Source organism: Nocardioides marmoriginsengisoli (assembly GCF_003725695.1).
Lineage (GTDB): Bacteria > Actinomycetota > Actinomycetes > Propionibacteriales > Nocardioidaceae > Marmoricola > Marmoricola marmoriginsengisoli.
The window spans coordinates 858,826-875,817 of the sequence record NZ_RJSE01000007.1 but is presented as its reverse complement, the minus strand read 5'-3'; the positions used below and the strand labels follow the sequence as shown (position 1 = coordinate 875,817).

The following is a 16,992-nucleotide window of genomic DNA, read 5'->3' as shown; positions in this document are numbered from 1 at the left end:
AACCCTAGTCGGGCCCCTCGACAATCAGCGCGGTGATTTCGACCACGAACGGCCGGTCCGCCGCCAGCCACTCCACCGCGCCGATCTCCGGACCCGCCAACCAGCGCAGCTCGTCGTGGTCGCCGGCGTTCGGGACGGGCTCGCCGTCGACCAGCTGCGCGGTGGCAACCCGGAGCTCCAGACCCTCACGGATCGGGACGACGCCGTCGAGCCAGCCGGTGACCTCGACGACGCAGCCGAGCTCCTCGGCGATCTCGCGCACCGCGGTCGCAGCCGGATCCTCACCGGGCTCGACCTTGCCGCCGGGGAACTCCCAGCCCCCGGAGGTACGACGCGCGGCGAGCACCCGCCCGGCGCGCACGATCGCGACCCCGACGACGAGCATCAGGACCGCGGCTGCAGGGCCAGCTGGCGGGACTGGGCGACAAGCGTGCCGGTCGAGTCCCAGACCTCGCAGTCCTCCTCGAAGAGTCCGCCGGCCACCGTCCGGGTCCGGTGCCGCACGATGGCCCACCCGGGGGCCGGCTTGGCCCGCACGTGCGCGGTCAGCTCCAGGGTCGGAGCCCAGCCGGGCATGCCGAGGTCGAAGGTCGTCGGCGGCAGCGCGTCGACCACCATCAGCAGCGAGATCGGGTCGAGCGGCCGGTCGTCGGCGAGCTTGAACCAGCCCTGGATCACCCCGCGGCGACTCGGTTCACCGACCGCCCACCCGGCGGTCTCCGGGTCGAACCGGGTCCCGAACCGGTCCAGCAGCGGGGCGATCTTCTTGACCTCGGGCGGCGCGTCCCGGGACTCGAGGCACTCCTCCGGCGGCGGCAGCACCGGCGCCTCCAGGGCCAGGCCCAAGGCGCTCGCCTCCAGGTCGCTCTTCGCGTCGTGGGCGCTGTCGAGGTTCCCGAAGGTGGCGTGCGCGGCGATCCGCGGCACCGGCGTACCGTCCACGTCCTGGAGCAGGGTGGCGGCGACCGTGGAGAACCGGCCGCCCGAGCGGACCACCTCGGTGCGCACGTACGCCGGCCCGGCGGTCGAGGCGCTCAGGTAGTGCGCGCTGACCGAGAACGGGTCGACGTGCTGCTTCGCCGGCTGCGCCGTACCGAGCTCGGCGGCGACGGCGTTGCCGATGATCGCGAGCAGGTAGCCGCCGTTGACGCCGCCACCGACCAGCCACCCCGGGGCGAGGTCCGCGTCATAGGCGCCGTCGCCGCGGGGCCGCAGCGCGGTGTCCCGGTCGTACTCGAATGTCATCAAGGCTCACCTGTCCGGTACGGTCGAATCGATCCAGATCGACTGTAGGGGGAACCGCGGTGTCCGTTCGAGGCAGGCTGCCCGTAGCGGCTGTCGCGCTGCTCACATGCCTCCTCCTCCCCGGTTGCGGCGCCGACGAGCACGCGCCTGCCGCGGTCGGCGACACCCCCGCGCCGAGCCCGACTCCCTCGGCGACGGCGACCGAGGAGAGCGACCTCCCGGGCAACGTGAAGCTCGAGAAGCCCAAGGCCCGCGCGACGATCAAGCCGACCGCGACGCTGACCGCCGTCCCCGGCGCCTCCGAGCTCACCGCCGGCGGCGAGGCGCCCCGGACGATCCAGGGCTTCCCGATCCCGAAGGGCGCGAAGGTCAAGGACCCGGGCGCGATCGAGGAGACCTGGCAGTTCGACATCCACACCACCGACCCGGCGGAGGTGCTCGCGTTCTACAAGCGGGTGCTGCCGCAGATGGGCTACACGGTCCGGACCGACGTCACCTACACGCTGGCCTACGAGAAGGTGCACTGGGACGTCGTCTTCGACGGCCCGGTCTCCGGATCGATGGCGACCGACCCGTCCGACGAGACGGTCTTCGTCGTGGTCAACCCGCCCGGGCAGCCGGCGTTCGCCGGCGACGAGTAGGGCTCAGACGGGGACGATGTTCAGCGGCTCCGGCGTCACGATCGTGCACCGGGTGCCGTTGTAGATCGTCGGCATGCACTGGTTGCAGTGGATGCACTTGCCGCGGCTCGCCTCGCCGGCCTGCATCCGGTTGACCAGGTCGGGTTCGCGCAGCAGCGCCCTGCCCATCGCCACGAACTCGAACCCCTCGGCCATCGCGCGGTCCATGGTCTCCTTGTCGTTGATGCCGCCGAGCATGATCAGCGGCATCGAGACGGCCTCCCGGAACGCGAGCGCCTTCTCCCGCAGGTAGGCCTCCTCGAACGGGTACGCCTTGAAGAAACGCTTGCCGACCGGGGTCCGCAACCCGAGTCGTACGGCCATCGGCATCGACGCGGCGAACTCCTTGAGCGGGACGTCGCCGCGGAACAGGTACATCGGGTTGAGCAGCGAGGAGCCGGCGCTGAGCTCCAGCCCGTCCAGGTGGCCGTCGGCCTCGAGCATCTTGGCGAACTCCAGGCTCTCGGGCATCGAGAAGCCCACCGGCGACCCCTCGGTCATCCCGATCTTCGCGGTGACCGCGACGCTGTCGCCGACCTCCTCGCGGACCGCCTTCGCCACCTGCCGGGCGAAGGCGGCGCGGTTCTCCAGCGAGCCGCCCCACTGGTCCTTGCGGCGGTTCTGTCCCGGCGCCAGGAACGAGCTGAGCAGGTAGCCGTGCGCCATGTGGATCTCCAGCACGTCGAACCCGCTGGCCTTCATGATCCGGGCCGTCCGGACGTAGTCCTCGGTGATCCGGTCGATGTCCGCGGCCGTGCAGGACTTGATCATCTGCATGCTCAGCGGCGACGGCATCTTGGAGGCGGCCAGGGCCCGGACTCCGTTGGAGCGCCCGTTGGCGACCGGGCCGGCGTGGCCGAGCTGGCCGGCGACCTTGGCACCGGTCTCGTGGATCGCGTCGGTGAGCCGGGCCAGGCCGGGGGCCGACTCGTCGTTGACGACGATGACCTCCTTCTGGGTGCGGCCCTCGGGCGCGACCGCCAGGTATGCGACGGTGGTCAGGCCGACACCGCCGCGGGCCGGCGCCAGGTGGTAGTCGATGAGCTCGTCGGTGACCAGCCCGTACGGCGTCCGCCCCTCGAAGGTGGCTGCTTTGACGGTCCGGTTGCGCAGCCGGACGGGGCCCAGGTCAGCGGGCTCGAAGACGTTGTTCACCATGGCGAAACTGTAACTCGTTTCAGTTTTGACGGCGGTCAATCTCTATCCGCATTCGCGGTTCATCATGGTCCTGATGTCCGCATCTGCGGACGACGTGGTGGAATGGCTCCGTGACTACCTCCCGACGCGCCCCCTTCCTTGCCGCCGTACTCGCCGCGCTCGTCGCCACGACCTCGTTGGCCGCCTGCGGCTCCGACGACTCCGGATCGACGAAGGAGAAGACCCTCACCGTCTTCGCCGCCGCGTCGCTGACCGGCACCTTCACCGAGCTCGGCAAGAAGTTCGAGGCCGACCACCCCGGCGTCAAGGTCACCTTCAACTTCGCCGGCTCCTCCGACCTGGTCAGCCAGATCACCGAGGGCGCTCCCGCCGACGTCTTCGCCTCGGCCGACACCAAGAACATGGACAAGCTGGCGGCCGCGGACCTGGACGGTCAGGAGCCGGAGAACTTCGCCTCCAACACCCTGGAGATCGTCACCCCGCCGGGCAACCCCGAGAAGATCGCCACCTTTGCCGACCTCGCCCGCAAGGGCGTGGACCTGGTGATCTGCGCTCCCGAGGTGCCGTGCGGGAGCGCGGCCCGGACCGTCGCGAGCTCCGCCGGCGTGACCCTGAAGCCGGTGAGCGAGGAGCAGTCGGTCAAGGACGTCCTGGCCAAGGTCGCGGCGGGTGAGGCCGAGGCCGGCCTGGTCTACGTCACCGACGTGAAGGCCGCCGGCGACACCGTCGACGGGATCGTCTTCCCGGAGTCCTCCTCCGCGGTGAACCTGTACCCGATCACCACCGTCAAGGACAGCAAGAACGCCGACCTCGCGGCCGCGTTCGTCCAGCTCGTCCTGGGCAGCGTCGGCCAGGGCGTGCTCTCCGCCGCCGGGTTCGCCCGGCCCTAGACTCACCAGGCGTGAGAGCCGCCCGATGAGCCGCACCCGATGAGCCGCACCCGGACCGCCGGTCTGCCCGGATGGCTCTACGCCCCCGCGGCGCTCGGGGCCGCCTTCGTCCTGCTCCCCCTGGTCGCCATCGTCGCCAAGGTCGACTGGGCGAACTTCCTCGACCTGATCACCTCGGAGTCCTCCCGCGCGGCGCTCGCGCTCAGCCTGCGCACCTCCGCCGCCAGTACGGCGCTCTGCGTGCTGATCGGCGTACCGATGGCGCTGGTGCTGGCGCGCACCACCTTCCCCGGGCAGCGAATCCTGCGCTCGCTGGTGCTGCTGCCGCTGGTGCTGCCGCCGGTGGTCGGCGGGCTGGCGCTGCTGTACACCTTCGGGCGCCGGGGGCTGCTCGGCCACACCTTGGAGGTCCTGGACATCAGGATCGCGTTCTCGACGATCGCGGTCGTGCTCGCCCAGACCTTCGTCTCGCTCCCGTTCCTGGTAGTCAGCCTGGAGGGATCGCTGCGGACCGCCGGCGACCGGTACGAGACAGTCGCCGCCTCGCTCGGCGCCCGCCCGACGACCGTGCTGCGCCGGATCACCCTGCCGCTGGTCCTCCCCGGACTGCTCGCCGGAGCGGTGCTGTCGTTCGCCCGGGCGATGGGCGAGTTCGGGGCGACCATCACCTTCGCCGGCAGCCTGCAGGGCGTCACCCGGACGCTCCCCCTGGAGATCTACCTGCAGCGCGAGTCCGACCCGGACGCCGCTGTCGCCCTCGCTCTGGTCCTGGTGGTCGTCGCCGTCCTGGTGATCGCCTGGCTGCGACCGGAACGAGCAGCCCGATGAGCCTGGAGTTCACCGCGACCGTCGCGGACCGCGGGCTGGAGGTCGCGTTCGAGGTCGCCACCGGCGAGACGCTGGCGTTGCTCGGCCCGAACGGAGCCGGCAAGTCGACGGTGCTCTCGGTGATCGCCGGCCTGCTCCGTCCCGACACCGGCCGGGTGGTGCTGGACGATCGCACCCTGGTCGCGACCGACGAGCGGGTCGACCTCGCGCCGCACCTGCGCGAGGTGGCGCTGCTCGCGCAGGAGCCGTTGCTCTTCCCGCACCTCAGCGTCCGGGAGAACGTTGCCTTCGGGCCGCGCAGCCGTGGCCGGTCGCGCACCGAGGCCCGCGCTGCCGCGGATGCCTGGCTGGACCGCGTCGGGGCGGCCGAGCTGGGTGACCGCAAGCCGGGCGAGGTCTCCGGCGGACAGGCCCAGCGGATCGCCGTGGCCCGGGCGCTCGCGGCCGAACCGCACCTGCTGCTCCTCGACGAGCCGATGGCCGCGCTCGACGTCGCGGTCACCCCCGCTCTGCGGCAGACCCTGCGCCAGGTGCTCGCCGACCGGACGACGGTCCTGGTCACCCACGACGTGCTCGACGCCCTGCTGCTCGCGGACCGGGTGCTGGTGATCGACGAGGGCCGCGTGGTGGAGGAGGGACGCAGTGGCGAGGTGCTGGCCCAGCCGCGCAGCGCGTTCGCCGCCAGGCTCGCCGGGCTCAACCTGCTGCACGGCACCTGGCGCGGCGATCATGCGGTGCTCCCCGACGGCAGCCAGGTGCACGGAATCGTCGCCGGCCCCGAGCCGGCCGTCGGCGACCTGGTGGTGGCGACGTTCCGGCCGCACGCGGTGGCGGTCTACCTGGAGCGCCCGGTCGGCAGCCCCCGCAACGTCTTCGCCACCACGATCGACGACCTGGAGCCGCTCGGAGACCTGATCCGGGTCCGCGCCGGCCAGCTCAGCGCCGACGTCACCGCGCACTCGGTCGCCGCGCTCGACCTGGTCCTGGGGACGGCGGCCCAGCTGACGGTGAAGGCGACCGAGGTCGCGATCTACCGGTTGTAGCATGCTTCTCCCGTGAAACCTGCCCTGCTCCTCGCCGTCCTCGCCCTCGCCCTCACCGGATGCGGCGGTGACGAGAAGCCCGCGTCGACACCGTCTGGGCAGACGAGCGCCCCGGTCGGCGGACCGGCGGTCGGCACCATCGAGGGCCGGCTGCTCGCGGTCGGCGGACCGGCCGGCACCGAGGACGAGCTGATCTCCGGCAAGCTGCGGATCGCTGGCCCGGGCGGCGAGGTGCTCCGCGCCGACATCGGCGCCGACGGCCGGTACGCGATCCAGCTGTCGCCGGGCGCGTACGTCGTCACCGCGACCTCGCCGGCGTACCAGGGCGGCAAGGCGCGCTGCGCCACCGATCCGGCCCGGACGACGATCACGAAGGACGAGACCGTGACCGCCGACGTGCTCTGCCAGCGGAGGTAGGCGCTACTCCGACCAGACCGGGACGATGAAGATCCCGTCGGCCTCCACCGCGATGCCCTGGTCGCCCTCGATCCGCGCCGCCACGAAGACCTTGCGGCCCTCCTCCCCCGACACCTCGCCGGAGAGCACCACCCGGCCGAGCGGCAGCGGGTTGCGGTACTTCAAGGTGAGCGTGCCGGTGAACGTCACCTTCGTCATCCGGCTCGCCGTCACCCCCATCAGGTGGTCGAGCAGCAGCGCGCTCACGCCCCCGTGCACCATCCCCGGCGGGCCTTCGTAGGCCGCACCCAGGTGCACCTCGGCGTAGGTGTCGCCGTTCTCGGACTGCTGGACGTCCATCGGCGGCGCCACCGCGTTGCGGAGCCCGATCGCGGCGTTGCCCCAGCTCCAGCTGCGCCCGGCCTCGTTGTAGTGCACGCCCGAGGCGCCCTCGATCTGGTCGATGCGCAGCTTCTCGGTGAGCGCCTCGATGGTGGCCACCGCGTCGCGGACCTCGGCGTCGCCGGCGTTGGTCCGGATCGCGGCGTCGACCAGCTCGCGCAGCGACGCGCCCAGCGGTCCGTAGCGGGCTTCGAGCGCATCCACCTCGGCGTCGCTCAGGTCGACGAACCGGAACATCTCTGAGTTCACTGCTCCTCCTCCAGCGCGGCCACCGCACGGGCGGCGTCCGCTGTTGCCTTGCGCACCAGGCCCAGTCCGGTCGCGTCCCCGATCGCCTCGACCGGTACGCCGGGCAGCCGGGCCCGGATCTCGTCGTACAGGGTGAGCTCGGGTTCGAGGACGCCGGCGATCACCACCGAGTCGCTCGGCAGCGGCCGCGGCCCGGACCCGTACGGCGCGAAGACCACGGCACCCGCCTCGATCCGGTCGACGACGGCGCCGACGTGCACGGTGACGCCGAGCCGGTCGAGCCGGTTCATCTCCTCGGTCTTCCGTTTCCAGCCGATCTCCGGCGCCAGCTCCCGGCCGGGCTCGACGACCGCGACCGCGTGCCCCCGCTCCGCCGCGAGCACCGCGAAAGCCACCCCGGCCAGGTCGCCGCCGAGCACCGTCACCCTCCTGCCCAGCGCGAGGTCCGGGCCGGCCAGCAGGGCACGCATCCCGGCACCGTCCACGACGTGCGGCAGGTCGCTGCCGGGGATCGCGGCACCGGCGATCCGGGCACCGGTTGCGACGATCACGGCGTCCGGGTCGAGCGCGGCGATGGTGTCCGCCGTCGCCCGCTCGCCGAGCCGTACGTCGACCGCGGCGGCCGCCAGCTCGGCGCGCAGGTACTCGATGAACGGCGCGTTGTCCGGATGCGCGGCGCTGGCCCAGCGGAACGCACCGCCGAGCTCGCCGTCGGCCTCCAGCAGCGTGACCCGGTGGCCCTTGCCGGCCGCGGTCCGTGCCGCCTCCATCCCGCCGGGGCCGCCGCCGACCACGACGACGTGCCGCACCGCGCGGGTCGGCCCGAGCGGGAGGTCGGCCTCGGCGCCGGTCCGCGGGTTGACGGCGCAGTCGACCGAGAACCGCTGCTCCAGCGAGTCGATGCAGTTCTCGCACGAGATGCAGCGGCGGACCCGGCCGCCGTCGCGGAGCTTGCGGGGCAGCTCCGGGTCAGCCAGCAGCGGCCTGCCCATCGCCACGAAGTCGGCACGACCGTCGGCGAGAGCCTGCTCCGCCAGGTCCGGGTCGTGCAGCCGGCCGACCGCGATCACCGGCACGTCGACGACTTGGCGCACCGCGGCCGCGGCACCGAGGTTGAGGCCGTCGCCGTCGTCGGACCCGTTGACCATCTTGCTGACCAGCCGGTCGATCACCCCGCCGCTGACGTGGAACGCGTCCACGCCGGCCTCGACCAGCGCGGGCGCCGACTGGGCGGTCTCGTACATCGGCCGGCCTCCGGCGACGCGTTCGAACCCGGAGATCCGCAGCGTGACCGGGAAGTCGTCGCCGACCTCGGCGCGGATCGCGGCGAGCGCCTCGAAGACCGCGCGGAGACGACCCTGCGGGGTGTCCCCGCGATAGGCGTCGGTGCGCCGGTTGCGCTGCGGCGCCAGGAACGAGCCGAGCATCATGTAGCCGTGCGCGGCGTGCAGCTCGATGCCGTCGTACCCGGCCTCGCGGGCGCGCCGGACCGCCGCCTTGTAGAGGTCCAGCACCGCGCCGAACTGCTCGACGCTGATCTCCTCCGACGGCCGCCCGGTCAGGTACGACGGGATCACCGACGGGCCGAGCGAGGTCACCCCGTGCATCTCCGGGCCGAGTCCGTCCGGTCCGGCATGCACGATCTGCGGCTGGATCCTCGCCCCGTGCGCGTGCACCGCCTCGACCAGTGCCCGGTGCGCCGCGACCGAGGCGTCGGTGCCGAGGTGCAGGCCTCCCGGCGTCTCCGGGTGCTGGTGGTCGATCCCGGTGGCGCCGACGGTGATCAGACCGACGCCGCCCGCCGCGCGTTCCGCGAAGTAGGCGATCGTCCGCGCCGAGGGCAGGCCGTCCGGGGTGCCGTACATCGTCTCCATCGGCGACATCACCAGCCGGTTGCGCAGCTCCATCGACCCGATCCGGCCAGGAGCGAGCAGGTGCGGGTAGTCAGGCACGGAACCTGCCACCGAAGGCTCGCAGCGGCAGGTCGGCGCTGGTGATCAGCCCGGGCCGGGCCTCGACGACCGCGCGGATCGCGTTCAGTGCCGGCATCCCGGTCACGGTCATCCCGATCGCGGCGAAGGCGTCCGCGTCGAACGGGGTGCCCGGCCGGGGGATGATCATGTGCTTGCTGTAGACGATCGGGTCGCCGTCGATCTGGGTGATGTAGCAGCCCTTGACGTCCCAGCTCGGCTCGGTCTTCGGGGTCATCTGCCACTCCAGGCCGAGCACGACCCGCGGAACGCCGCCGACCTTGCCGACGTACCGGAACGCGGCTCCGCCGACGGAGCCCTTCGGCAACCGGAACCAGCCGAGGTCGACGTCCTCGGTGCAGGCGCCGAGCTCGCCCTCGAAGTCCACGGAGTCCAGCTCCAGGCCGAGGGCGTCGGCCATCAGGTGCACGCCGTCGCCGAAGACCGTCGTCCCGAGCTCGAGCTTGCGCAGCTGCTCGGGGTCGTCGGCCGGCGCGCCGAAGCCGCAGTTCACCCAGGTGTCGACGGAGTGGTGGCAGGACACGTCGACGGACTCGATGCAGGTGACCTTCTCGATGTCGGCGACGTCGCTGGTGTGCACGATGCTCAGGACCTGCGCCAGGCCCGGGTTCATCCCGGTGCCGTAGAAGGTCGATCCGCCGCGCTGGCAGGCGGCTTCGAGGACCTCGGTCGGCACCCGGCCGTCGGGGAGCGGGTGGTTCTTGTCGCGGTGGTGGCCGGTGACCTGGTCGGCGGTGGTGACGATGTCGATGCCGGCTTCGAGGACCCGTTCGTAGAGCTCGAAGTCCGGCCAGACGCCGTGGAAGGTGACGCAGTCGGGAGCGGCGTCGATGATCTCCTCGATCGTGCCGGTGGCGACCAGGCCGATCGGGTCGATCCCGACGATCTCGCCGGCGTCGCGTCCGATCTTGTCCGCGGTGTAGCAGTGCAGGCCGACCAGCTCGAGGTCCGGGTGGCGCTGGATCCGGCCGATCATCTCGGTGCCGACGTTGCCGGTCGCGACCTGGAAGATCCGGACGCGTCGTCCGGACGTGGAGGGGTAAGGGTCAGCCATGGGCTGAGGTTCGCACACCGCGGGACGCGCATCAAGACTTTTCACAGAGGGTTCTATGAAAACTGCGGTAGCCTCGCGGGGTGGACTTCGCGATCGTAGGCGCCATGCTGCCCACCGACGAGCTACTGCCGATCGCGGTGGCCGCCGACGAGCTCGGGTACGCGAGCTTCGCGATCGCCGACCACGTCGTCGACCTGGAGACGCTGGCGACGCCGTACCCGTACGAGGCGGACGGCTCGCGCCGCTGGGACAGCAGCTGCGAGTGGCCCGACCCCTGGGTGCTGGTCGGCGCGCTCTCCGCGGTGACCACCCGGCTGACCTTCTACACCTCGATCTACGTCGCGGCGCTGCGCAGCCCGTACCAGGTCGCCAAGTCGGTCGGCACCGCCGCGGTGATGTCCGGCGGCCGGGTGCGGCTCGGCGTCGGTGCCGGCTGGTGCCGCGAGGAGTTCGACCTGCTCGGCCAGGACTTCGGCACCCGCGGCAAGCGCACCGACGAGGGCCTCGACCTGATCCGCACGCTCTGGACCGAGGAGTGGGCCTCCTCGGACGGGCCGCTGTACCCGACGCCGCGACTGACGATGCGGCCCCGGCCGGCGACGAAGGTACCGATCCTGATCGGCGGCATGACCGACGTGGCGCTCCGCCGAGCCGCCCGGTACGACGGCTGGATCGGCGACGTCTGCTCCACCGAGGACGCGATCGGGTACGCCGCGCGCCTGCGCGACCTCCGCGCCGAGTCCGGCGTGACCGAGAAGGCGGACATCGTCGTGGCGCTGAACGACGCGGTCACCCCGGAGCAGTTCGCGGCCGCCGAGGCCGGCGGGGTCACCGACGCGATGACGATGCCGTGGCTCTTCTACCACGGCTTCAAGGCCACCCTGGATCAGAAGATCGACGGGATGGAGCGGTTCGCCCGGGACGTGCTCCGGCCGCTCAACGGCTAGACAGGTAGGCGGCGATCGCGTTGCGCAGCCCGCGCTTGGCGTCGTCCATGTCCGAGTAGGTGCTGAGGTGCCGCTCGGCGGTGAGCCCCTTCATCGCTCCGGGGATCATCGCCGCCATCTCCCGGACCCGGACCGGATCGACGTCGAGGTCGGCGAACGCCTGCTGGCAGGCCTTCGTCCAACCGGCCTGGGCGGCGGCCAGCTCGGCGGCCGTCTTCGGGAAGGACCGCTCCAGCTCGTCGCGCTCCCGGGGCAGCGCGCCGCGCAGCGTGTCCATCGCGCGCGCGTCGATCGTGTCGAGACCGCGCCAGAGCAGGTCCACGATCTGACCGACCCGGTCCTCGAGCCCGGCGTCGGCGTCGCTGCGCAGGTCGAGCTCGCCGCGGCGCTCCCCGATGTACCCGAGTACGGCGGCCCAGAGGTCGTCGACGTCGCCGAACTGGTACTTCACCGCACCCCAGGTGACGCCGACCTCCTTGGCGATGTGGTTGGCCGACACCGCCTTCGGGTCGCCGGTGGCCAGCGCGCGCAGTGCCGCGTCCAGCATGTTCTGCCGGGTCTGGCTCCCTCGGCGGTTGGGACGGGTCACCCGCCGGAGCATAGTCACTGGGACCGCGATCGGGACGGTCCCGAGCAGTACCGAATTGTTCCGTGGCCTAGGTCACCCATGTTAGATTTCTTCACGGCTATTTGCTCGCCTGCGCAAATAGCCCTCACCGTCAACGAGACAAGGAATACCGCGAGATGACGATCACCGAACTGCCCGAGGGATTCGACTTCACCGACCCGGACACGATGCTCGTCGGCGTACCGCTCAGCGAGCACGCGCTGGCCCGCCAGACCTCGCCGGTGCACTGGGTCGAGCAGCCGCAGGCCTCCCGCGACGGCATGGAGGGCGGGACCGGCTACTGGGCGATCTCCCGGCACGCCGACGTGCTCCGCGTCTCCAAGGACAGCAAGAACTTCTCCAGCGCCGAGAACTCCGCGATCATCCGGTTCCCCGAGGGGATGCTGCGCGAGATGATCGAGTTCCAGCGGGTGATGCTGCTCAACCAGGACCCGCCGGAGCACTCCTCGACCCGCCAGATCATCAGCCGCGGCTTCACGCCGCGGTCGATCGCCGCCCTCGACGGCATCATGATCGAGCGTGCCTCCAAGATCGTCGCGGACGCGCTCGCCAAGGGTGACATCGACTTCGTCACCGACGTGGCGGCCGAGCTGCCGCTGCAGGCCATCGCCGACCTCCTCGGCGTCCCGCAGGAGGACCGCCAGAAGCTCTTCGACTGGTCCAACCAGATGCTGGCCGGCGAGGACCCGGAGTTCGAGGGCCAGGCCGACGTGGCCGCCGCGGAGATCCTGGCGTACTCGATGATGATGGCGGCGGACCGCAAGGAGAACCCGCGCGACGACATCGTCACCAAGCTGATCAGCGCCGACAAGGACGGTCGCGGTCTGACCGACGACGAGTTCGGCTACTTCGTGATCATCCTGACCGTGGCCGGCAACGAGACCACCCGGAACGCGATCACCCACGGCATGAACGCGTTCCTGAACAACCCCGAGCAGTGGGACCTGTGGGTCAAGGAGCGCCCCACCACCATGGTGGACGAGGTGATCCGCTGGGCGACCCCGGTGAACGTCTTCCAGCGCACCGCGATCAACGACGTCGAGGTCGGCGGGCAGCTGATCAAGGCCGGCCAGCGGGTCGGGCTGTTCTACGCCTCGGGCAACCACGACGAGGACGTCTTCACCGACCCGTACACCTTCGACATCGCCCGCGAGCACAACCCGCACCTCGCCTTCGGCGGCCACGGCGCGCACTACTGCATCGGCGCCAACCTGGCCCGCCAGGAAGTCAAGATCATGTTCGACGCCCTCGCCGACCAGTGCACCAGCATCGAGCGCCTCGGCGAGGCCGTCCGGCTGCGCCACAGCTGGATCAACGGCATCAAGGAGATGCGGGTCCGGCTGTCCTGAGCGACGCCGGACGTCGAGCTTGTCGAGACGCTCACTGCATCTCGACAAGCTCGATGTCCGCGACAGGCTCGATGGCCTCGACAGGCTCGATGGCCGCGGTCAGCCCGCCTGGAGACCGCTGCTGGTGAACAGGGCCAGCTGCTCGACGTACTCGGGATCCAGGCCGGCGGGGCCGATCGGGCGGCCGTAGCCGCCGAGGTCGGCGGCGGCCAGCGCGGTCAGCATCGAGAACATCGCGATCGGTGCGCGCAGCTCGACCGAGTTCGCCTGCAGCGCCGGTACGCCGGTCGCGGCGGAGGTGAACAGGTCGGTGATGTCGCCTTCGCCGGCCACCCCCGAGGCGATGATCTCGTCGCCCGACAGCGCCAGGGTGATCACGATCCGCAACCAGCGCACCGCGTCGGCCGGATCGCGGTTGACCTCGTCGACGAACGGGAACAGCACCGCCTCGACGAGCTCCCGGGTGGAGACGTCGGCGCGACCGCCGAGCGCGCGCAGCCGGCCGCGGACGTCTTCGGCGACCCGGTCACCGCGGCGCCAGACGACCGAGTCGAGCAGGTCCCGCTTGGTCGGGAAGTGGTGCGTCAGCGCGGCCGGCGCCACCCCGGCCTCGCGTGCGATCGCGCGCAGCGAGACGTTGTCGACGCCGTGGGTGCCGAAAAGCTCCTCCGCCGTGTTCAGCAGCACGGTCGGCACGTCGACGTCGACCCGGGGGCCGCGGCGTCGCTGGTTGTCGGTCACGGCCACACCCTAGGGGTTCGTGACCAAACCTTCCGCAGAACCCTGGACGCGCGTCTCTTTCGCAGCGCACCGGGACGCCAGTACGGTCCCCTCATGACGTTCACCGACCAGCATCTCGCCGCGCTCCGGTTGATCAGCGACACCTTCGCCCCCGGTGATGGCGCCGTTCCGCCGGCCAGCAAGGTCGGCGGGCCCGAGTTCGCCCTGGAGCTCGCCGGCACCAACCCGCGGAAGAGCGAGCTCCAGCAGCTCAGGCTGGTCCTGCGACTCTGGGACACCCGGTTCCTCGGCCTGGTGCTCACCGGTCGCCCCCGCAAGTTCTCCAGCCTGGACCAGGCCGGCCGCGAGCGGGTGCTGCTCTCGCTCTCGGACTCCCGGGTCGCCGCCAAGCGCGCCCTGTTCGCGGCCCTCAAGGGGGCCTGCCTGGCGCCGTACTACGTCACCGGCGGACCGGTGCTCTGGGACAGCATCGGGTACGCCGGACCTCCGGGACCGCTGGAGAACGCGCCGGACCCGGCGCTCAAGCCCGAGGGGGTCACCCAGGACGAGTCGATCGTCTGCGACGTGGTGGTCGTCGGCTCCGGTGCCGGCGGCGGCACCGCGGCCGGGGTGCTCGCGACCGCCGGGCTCGACGTGGTCGTGCTCGAGGCCGGCGAGTACCACGACGACCGCGACTTCGACGGCAGCGAGCGGACCGGCTTCAGCCAGCTGTACGCCGGTTCGCCGGGCGTGACCTCCGAAGGTCAGGTGCAGCTGGTGGCGGGCCGCGGCCTCGGCGGCGGCACCGTCGTCAACTACACCACCTCGTTCCCGACCCCTGACCACGTCCGCGCCGAGTGGGCCGCGCTGGGGACGCCGCAGTTCGCCACCTCCGAGTACGACGACGCGATGGCGGCCGTGAACGCCCGGCTTGGCGTCAACAAGGACCACCCGGGTGCGGGCGTCCGGGACCGGCTGCTGGAGAAGGGGGCCGAGAAGATCGGCTGGAGCCGCGGAGCGATGCCGCGCAACGTGATCGGCTGCGACGCCGGGATCGAGTGCGGCCGTTGCGGGATGGGCTGCCGGATCGGCGCCAAGCAGTCGGTCACCAAGACCTGGCTCGCGGACGCGGCCGAGCACGGCGCCCGGATCTACACCGGCGCCCGGGCGACGAAGGTGACCGTCGAGAACGGCCGCGCCACCGGCGTCGCCGCGGTCTCCGCCGACGGCCACACCCTGTCGGTCAAGGCCCGCGCGGTGGTGGTCGCCGCCGGTGCGATCCAGACCCCCGCCCTGCTCAAGCGGTCCGGGCTGACCAACCCGAACATCGGCAAGCACCTGCGCCTGCACCCCGCGACCGCGCTCTGGGGTCTGATGCCCGAGCTCGTGAACCCGTGGGAGGGGGCAATGCAGGCGCGGTACGTCGACGAGTGGACCGACCTCGACGGGGACGGCTACGGGGTGCTCTACGAGACCGCCCCGCTGACCCCGGCGTTCGGGTCCGGCTTCGTGAACTGGCGCGGCGGGGCCGAGCACCTGCGCCGGATGCGCGAGCTGAAGAACATGCTCGGCGTGGCGATCGTGGTCCGCGACAAGGGACCGGGCGGCACCGTGAAGATCGGCAAGGACGGCGAGCCGATCGTCAGCTACACCCTCTCCCCCGGCGACACCGACCTGCTGATGAAGGGTCTCGAGGGGGCGGCCCGGATCGCCGAGGCCGCCGGCGCCACCCAGATCTACACGACCCACCACCGGACGATGGGCTACGCGCCCGGCAGGAAGGGCAACCTGGAGTCGTTCGTGAAGGCGATCCGCGCCGAGGGCGCCGCGCCGGCCCGGTTGACGCTCGCCGCGCTGCACATCATGGGCAGCGCGCGGATGGGCGGCTCGCCGCAGATGTCCGCGGTTAACCCGGACGGCGAGACCTGGGACGTCAAGGACCTGGTCGTCGCCGACGCGTCCTGCTTCCCCACCGCCTCCGGCGTCAACCCGATGATCTCGATCGAATCCATCGCCTACATGAACGCGACTCGTCTTGCCGCCCGCCTGACCCGTTGATCAGGAGAGGCGGACGGGGAGCGCCTCGAGGCCGTAGACGATCGACTTGGCGTGGTACTGGAGCTCGCTCGGGTCGACCGCAAGCCGCATGTTCGGGAACCGCTTCGCCAGGGCCGGGTACGCCGCCCGCAGCTCCATCCGCGCCAGCTCGGCACCGACGCAGCGGTGCAGCCCGTGCCCGAAGGCGAGGTGGTTGGAGGACTCCTTCATCGGGCACAGCCCGGCACCGGGGGTCGAGCGCGGGTCCCGGCTCGCCGTCGGCAGGTGCGCCAGCATGATCGAGCCCTTCTTGATCTTGTGCCCGCCGACGACCACGTCCTCCTTGGCGAACCGCGGGAAGGCGATCTGGACGACGGCCAGCTGACGGAGCAGCTCCTCGACGATGTCGTCGACGCTGTCCGGGTCCTCGGCCAGCGACTTCCAGAGCTCGGGGTTCTGCAGCAGCAGCACGGTGCCGAGCGCCAGCATCGAGGCACTGGTCTCCATGCCGCCGTTGAAGGCGCCGTCGGCGAGGCCGCCGAGGTCGAAGTCGTTGATCTGGTCGCCGCTGTCCCGGATGATCTGGCCGATCAGACCCGGACCGGGGTCGTGGCGCTGACGGGCGGTCTCGGCGAGCAGGAACTCCCGGGAGGCGCCGATCGAGCCGATCGAGCCGGCCCCGCCCTCGGACATGTCGAACCGGGCCGCTCCGAGCTTGCGGAACGTCTCGCGCTGCTCGTCGGGCAGCCCGAGCAGGTCGCAGATCACCCGGAACGGCACCGGGAACGCGAAGGTCTGGACCAGGTCCACCACGCCGTCGCCCGCCTCGGCACCGGCTGCGGTCTCGTCGAGCTGCTTGTCGATGATGTCCGCGATCGCCGGCTTCAGCCGGGCCAGCCGCCGCATCGTGAACTCCGGCGTGAGCAGCTTGCGCTGGCGGGTGTGCTCCGGCGGGTCGGTGAAGCCGAGACCGCCGATGTCGCCCTTCTCGACGTCGCCGCTCTTGCCCATGTACGGGCGGATGTCGGTGGAGTGGTTGACGTTGCCGAGCACCTCGCGGGCTTCGTCGTACCCGGTGATGAGCCAGAGCTCCAGCCCCATGAACGAGGTCAGCTTCTGCACCGGGTCCTGCGCCTGGGCGGCGAGCAGCCGGTCGGTCGGGTCGACGCCGTCGCGGATCAGCGGCCAGGCGAGGCTGTCCGGGATCTTGTCGAGCTTGGTGAAGTCCACCCCGCCGGTGCGCGCGACGATGCGCTTCATGACGGCGGACTTGAAGGAGGACAGCAGGCTCATCGGTCGACGTGGCCCTTCCGGGGTGGGGATCGGCACGCAGGACTCTACCCAGGATGCCCGGCGGCCGCGGGATCCCCGGCCT

The 16,992-nt window shown here is 71.5% G+C and carries 17 protein-coding genes; 8 read left to right on the top strand and 9 right to left on the bottom strand.

The features are described 5' to 3' along the window. Positions 1-4 precede the first annotated feature (4 nt). Both EFK50_RS12755 and EFK50_RS12750 read right to left on the bottom strand, forming a co-directional pair. Positions 5-385, bottom strand: a complete 381-nt coding sequence (locus tag EFK50_RS12755) for an NUDIX domain-containing protein (protein ID WP_123227921.1) — start codon at positions 383-385, stop codon at positions 5-7. Next, positions 385-1,245 carry a thioesterase family protein gene (locus EFK50_RS12750; protein WP_123227920.1) on the bottom strand — a complete coding sequence of 287 codons (861 nt, stop codon included), beginning with the start codon at positions 1,243-1,245 and terminating at the stop codon, positions 385-387. Before EFK50_RS12750 ends, EFK50_RS12755 begins: the two co-directional genes overlap by 1 nt. Positions 1,246-1,304: 59 nt before the next feature. Between EFK50_RS12750 and EFK50_RS12745 the strand changes: the two genes are divergently transcribed. Continuing rightward, on the top strand, positions 1,305-1,886 hold the full coding sequence (locus tag EFK50_RS12745; protein ID WP_148046146.1) for a hypothetical protein: 582 nt from the start codon (positions 1,305-1,307) through the stop codon (positions 1,884-1,886). A 3-nt stretch (positions 1,887-1,889) separates the two neighbouring features. Here the strand turns inward: EFK50_RS12745 and EFK50_RS12740 are convergent, their stop codons facing one another. Next, the gene (locus EFK50_RS12740) at positions 1,890-3,083 is read right to left on the bottom strand and encodes an oxidoreductase (RefSeq protein WP_123227918.1); all 1,194 of its coding nucleotides are present in this window, start codon (positions 3,081-3,083) and stop codon (positions 1,890-1,892) included. Between the two features lie 110 nt (positions 3,084-3,193). Between EFK50_RS12740 and modA the strand changes: the two genes are divergently transcribed. From modA to EFK50_RS12720, 4 genes are read left to right on the top strand one after another with little or no spacing between them, the layout of a single operon-like run. Further along, the gene (gene modA / locus EFK50_RS12735; RefSeq protein WP_183407802.1) at positions 3,194-3,973 is read left to right on the top strand and encodes a molybdate ABC transporter substrate-binding protein; all 780 of its coding nucleotides are present in this window, start codon (positions 3,194-3,196) and stop codon (positions 3,971-3,973) included. Between the two features lie 39 nt (positions 3,974-4,012). Beyond that, entirely contained in the window at positions 4,013-4,801 is a 789-nt protein-coding gene (locus tag EFK50_RS12730) for an ABC transporter permease (protein ID WP_123227916.1), read from the top strand. Continuing rightward, entirely contained in the window at positions 4,798-5,844 is a 1,047-nt protein-coding gene (locus EFK50_RS12725; protein ID WP_123227915.1) for a sulfate/molybdate ABC transporter ATP-binding protein, read from the top strand. Before EFK50_RS12730 ends, EFK50_RS12725 begins: the two co-directional genes overlap by 4 nt. Positions 5,845-5,856: 12 nt before the next feature. Next, complete coding sequence (locus tag EFK50_RS12720; RefSeq protein ID WP_123227914.1) at positions 5,857-6,261, top strand: hypothetical protein; 405 nt, start codon at positions 5,857-5,859, stop codon at positions 6,259-6,261. Between the two features lie 3 nt (positions 6,262-6,264). Here the strand turns inward: EFK50_RS12720 and EFK50_RS12715 are convergent, their stop codons facing one another. From EFK50_RS12715 to EFK50_RS12705, 3 genes are read right to left on the bottom strand one after another with little or no spacing between them, the layout of a single operon-like run. Beyond that, the gene (locus tag EFK50_RS12715) at positions 6,265-6,891 is read right to left on the bottom strand and encodes a PaaI family thioesterase (RefSeq protein WP_221177372.1); all 627 of its coding nucleotides are present in this window, start codon (positions 6,889-6,891) and stop codon (positions 6,265-6,267) included. Further along, positions 6,888-8,843: an oxidoreductase gene (locus tag EFK50_RS12710; RefSeq protein WP_123227912.1), complete on the bottom strand. Its 1,956-nt coding sequence runs from the start codon at positions 8,841-8,843 to the stop codon at positions 6,888-6,890. The genes EFK50_RS12715 and EFK50_RS12710 overlap by 4 nt, the downstream gene beginning before the upstream one ends. Further along, on the bottom strand, positions 8,836-9,936 hold the full coding sequence (locus EFK50_RS12705) for an NAD(P)H-dependent amine dehydrogenase family protein (RefSeq protein WP_123227911.1): 1,101 nt from the start codon (positions 9,934-9,936) through the stop codon (positions 8,836-8,838). Before EFK50_RS12705 ends, EFK50_RS12710 begins: the two co-directional genes overlap by 8 nt. A gap of 80 nt (positions 9,937-10,016) precedes the next feature. On the opposite strand from EFK50_RS12705, the gene EFK50_RS12700 reads away from it, so the two are divergent. After that, entirely contained in the window at positions 10,017-10,883 is an 867-nt protein-coding gene (locus tag EFK50_RS12700) for a TIGR03619 family F420-dependent LLM class oxidoreductase (protein WP_221177371.1), read from the top strand. On the opposite strand, the gene EFK50_RS12695 is transcribed toward EFK50_RS12700, so the two are convergent. Continuing rightward, positions 10,873-11,472, bottom strand: a complete 600-nt coding sequence (locus EFK50_RS12695; RefSeq protein WP_221177370.1) for a TetR/AcrR family transcriptional regulator — start codon at positions 11,470-11,472, stop codon at positions 10,873-10,875. The genes EFK50_RS12700 and EFK50_RS12695 overlap by 11 nt on opposite strands. A 155-nt stretch (positions 11,473-11,627) precedes the next feature. Between EFK50_RS12695 and EFK50_RS12690 the strand changes: the two genes are divergently transcribed. Beyond that, positions 11,628-12,860, top strand: coding sequence for a cytochrome P450 (locus EFK50_RS12690; protein WP_123227909.1), 1,233 nt, complete (start codon positions 11,628-11,630; stop codon positions 12,858-12,860). A 99-nt stretch (positions 12,861-12,959) separates the two neighbouring features. Here EFK50_RS12690 and EFK50_RS12685 read toward each other — a convergent pair whose 3' ends face one another. Further along, a complete protein-coding gene (locus EFK50_RS12685; RefSeq protein ID WP_183407801.1) occupies positions 12,960-13,601 on the bottom strand; it encodes a TetR/AcrR family transcriptional regulator in 642 nt (213 codons plus the stop codon). Between the two features lie 93 nt (positions 13,602-13,694). Between EFK50_RS12685 and EFK50_RS12680 the strand changes: the two genes are divergently transcribed. Then, positions 13,695-15,638, top strand: a complete 1,944-nt coding sequence (locus EFK50_RS12680; protein WP_123227907.1) for an FAD-dependent oxidoreductase — start codon at positions 13,695-13,697, stop codon at positions 15,636-15,638. On the opposite strand, the gene EFK50_RS12675 is transcribed toward EFK50_RS12680, so the two are convergent. After that, complete coding sequence (locus EFK50_RS12675; protein WP_123227906.1) at positions 15,639-16,910, bottom strand: cytochrome P450; 1,272 nt, start codon at positions 16,908-16,910, stop codon at positions 15,639-15,641. Between the last annotated feature and the right edge of the window lie 82 nt (positions 16,911-16,992).